Consider the following 3,301-nt stretch of genomic DNA (forward strand, 5'->3'; position numbering starts at 1 on the left):
GGGGGGGGAAGGTCGGCAGATTGAACGCCCCGCGCCAGCCGAGGATGATCGTTCGCTTCCGTGTCTGCGGCGCGCCGTAATCGGCGGCGTTCAGGATGGCGGCCGACGTCTGGAAGCCGTGTTGTTTCGCCTTGGCCTCGATCAACTGCCGTTCCGGCGAACGATAGAGTTCAGCGACGTTCTCCATGACGAAGACGCGAGCGCCGGAGCGTTCAGCAATTTCGATGAAGGGTTCCCACAGAGCGCGCCGAGCATCGCCGTCGCGCTTCTTGTTGAGGAGACTGAAGCCCTGACAAGGCGGCCCGCCGATGACCACGTCGGCCTGAGGCACTTCATTTTCGAGCAGCCACTCTTCGATGTTGGCCTTGATCGAACGCCCCGGGAAGTTGAGTCCGTGCGTCTTGACCGCCGCGGCGTCATTGTCGATCGCCAGAACGGTTTCAAAACCACCGCAGAACTGTTTGTCACAGAAGCCGAGGCTCATACCGCCGGCGCCGCTGAAAAGATCAATCAGTCGCAAAGACATGTGGGCCTCGAAAAGGTTGGAGCTGAAACAAAGCGCGAACATCGCGGCTGTGTCAATACGCTACAACCTATGGTTAATCGTCGTCGGAAGTGCTACCGACGTTAAGTGATCACTTATCGTCTCTTTGAGCCGAGTCGGCTGTCGCGTCTCGCACTCCCAAAGCGTCAGCACAGACAGCCCCAGCTTTTTCAGCGCTTCATCAACCTCAACGTCACGCGCGCGGTTCCGGGCGAATTTTGCCTCCCAGGCTTCGCGGTTATGCGCCGGTAAAGTTCCCCGCTTGCAATCATGCTGATGCCAGAAACAGCCATGAACCTGAATGGCCCATCCCTTTGAGCGATTGGTGAAATCGGGCTTGCCGGGCAGCGCCTTAGCGTTGCGTCGATACGCAATGCCGAGTTCGCGGAGGACGGCCGCGACACGTTCTTCCGGAGCGGTCTTGGCTTGTCGTACCCGCGACATGGCGGAAGAGGTCCGCGCGTCCTTCGGTTTCATGCTCACTGGCAGCGACCCTCTCCCTACAACCGCCCCTTCCTAAACGCCTCCGCCTTCTCCGCTGCCGCTTCCGCGCGCCACTTCTTCGGCGCCGACCGGTCCACCTCTTCCCCCGCCCCCGTCAGGGCCTCGTTGGCGAATTCCAGGTCCAGCAGCTTCATGCGCTTGATCTCGTCGCGCAGGCGGCCGGCTTCCTCGAACTCCAGGTTGGAGGCGGCTTCGCGCATGCGGCCTTCCAGGTCCTTGAGCGCGGCCTGGAAGTTTGAGCCGACGAAGGGTTTGGAGGCTTCGGCGACGCCGGGGCGGGTCAGGCGGTCCATCTCGCGGGACTCATAGGGGCTGTCCATCAGCTCCTTGATGTCGCGCTTTACGCTTTCGGGCGTGATGCCGTGTTCGGTATTGTAGGCCATCTGGCGTTCGCGGCGGCGGTCGGTCTCTGCGATGGCGCGCTCCATACTGCCGGTCATGCGGTCGGCGTACAGGATGACGCGGCCGTCGATGTTGCGCGCGGCGCGGCCGATGGTCTGGATCAGCGACGTCTCGGAGCGCAGGAAGCCCTCCTTGTCCGCGTCCAGGATGGCGACCAGGCCGCACTCGGGGATGTCCAGCCCCTCGCGCAGCAGGTTGATGCCGATCAGGCAGTCGAAGGATCCCAGACGCAGGTCGCGCAGGATCTCGATCCGCTCCAGCGTATCGACGTCGGAGTGCATGTAGCGGACGCGGATCCCCTGTTCATGCATGTATTCGGTCAGGTCCTCGGCCATCTTCTTGGTCAGGGTGGTGACCAGGGAGCGGTAGCCGGCGCGGGTGGTGGCCTTGACCTCGTCGATGACGTCGTCGACCTGGTTGCGGGTCTGGCCCGAGACCGGGCGGATCTCGACCGGGGGGTCGATCAGGCCGGTGGGGCGGATGACCTGTTCGACGAAGACGCCGCCGGCCTGGTCCATCTCCCAGGCGCCGGGGGTGGCTGACACGTGAACCGTCTGGGGGCGCATGGCCTCCCATTCCTCGAACTTCAGCGGGCGGTTGTCGATGCAGGAGGGCAGGCGGAAACCATATTCGGCCAGGGTGGATTTGCGGCGGTAGTCGCCGCGGAACATGCCGTTGATCTGGCCGATGGTGACGTGGCTCTCGTCCACGAACAGCAGGGCGTTGTCGGGGATGTATTCGAAGAAGGTGGGCGGGGGCTCGCCGGGGGCGCGGCCGGTCAGCCAGCGGGAATAGTTCTCGATGCCGGCGCAGCTGCCGGTGGCCTCCATCATCTCCAGGTCGAAACGGGTGCGTTGCTCCAGGCGCTGGGCTTCGAGGAGTTTGCCGTTCTCGATCATCCAGTCCAGCGTCTCCTTCAGCTCGGCCTTGATGCCCTGGGTGGCCTGGTTCAGCGTCGGGCGCGGGGTCACATAGTGGCTGGCGGCGTAGACGGTGATCTCGGTCAGGTCGGCGGTTTTCTTGCCGGTCAGGGGGTCGAACTCCTGGATCGCCTCCAGTTCGTCGCCGAACAGGCTGATGCGCCAGGCGCGGTCCTCAAGGTGGACCGGGAAGATCTCGATGACGTCGCCGCGCTTGCGGAACATGCCGCGGTCGAAATTCAGGTCGTTGCGCTTGTACTGCAGCGCGATCAGATCGGCCCGCAGCTTCGCCTCGTCGATCTGGTCCCCCACCTTCAGCGTGAAGGTCATGGCCGTATAGGTCTCGACCGACCCGATGCCGTAGATGCAGGACACGGAGGCGACGACGATCACATCCTCCCGCTCCAGGATCGCCCGCGTCGCCGAGTGCCGCATCCGGTCGATCTGCTCGTTGATGCTCGAGTCCTTCTCGATATAGGTGTCCGTACGCGGAACATAAGCTTCAGGCTGGTAGTAGTCGTAGTAGCTGACGAAATATTCGACGGCGTTGTCCGGGAAGAATGACTTGAACTCGGAGTAGAGCTGGGCCGCCAGGGTCTTGTTCGGGGCCAGGATCAGGGCCGGGCGCTGGGTCTGTTCGATGACCTTGGCCATGGTGAAGGTCTTGCCCGAGCCGGTGACGCCCAGCAGCACCTGATCGCGGTCGCCCGCCTCGGCCTGGGCGACCAGTTCGGCGATGGCGGCGGGCTGGTCGCCGGCGGGGGTGTATTTCGTCTCGAGCCGGAAGCGGCCGCCCTTCTTCTTGCCCCCGTGCGGGGGGGGGGGGGCGGCTCCTTTACACAATTTACGCCGCCCGCGGCCCACCCCGTGGGGTATCTCGGGGTGCGCCGATCATTTAAAAAAAAAAAAATATTCGTACTCGGCGGCGTGA

Annotated in this window: 3 protein-coding genes; all 3 read right to left on the bottom strand. The window is 63.5% G+C overall.

Features of this window, described 5'->3' with window-relative positions; genetic code table 11:
* On the bottom strand, nt 1–526 hold a 526-nt coding region (locus ER13_RS16645), incomplete at its 3' end, for a DNA cytosine methyltransferase (protein ID WP_035311094.1).
* 60 nt (nt 527–586) lie between these two features.
* Complete coding sequence (locus tag ER13_RS18100) at nt 587–1,021, bottom strand: very short patch repair endonuclease (RefSeq protein ID WP_081836269.1); 435 nt, start codon at nt 1,019–1,021, stop codon at nt 587–589.
* Between the two features lie 23 nt (nt 1,022–1,044).
* Nucleotides 1,045–3,213 (bottom strand): excinuclease ABC subunit UvrB, encoded by a 2,169-nt coding sequence (gene uvrB, locus ER13_RS16650; protein WP_155988188.1) that lies wholly within the window; start codon nt 3,211–3,213, stop codon nt 1,045–1,047.
* Between the last annotated feature and the right edge of the window lie 88 nt (nt 3,214–3,301).

It is taken from the genome of Brevundimonas sp. EAKA, assembly GCF_000698025.1.
GTDB classification, from domain to species: Bacteria; Pseudomonadota; Alphaproteobacteria; order Caulobacterales; family Caulobacteraceae; genus Brevundimonas; species Brevundimonas mediterranea_A.

Excerpts from the sequence above, each read along its gene's own strand:
- ER13_RS18100 (WP_081836269.1), bottom strand. The coding sequence starts at position 1,021 with ATGAAACCGAAGGACGCGCGGACCTCTTCCGCCATGTCGCGGGTACGA.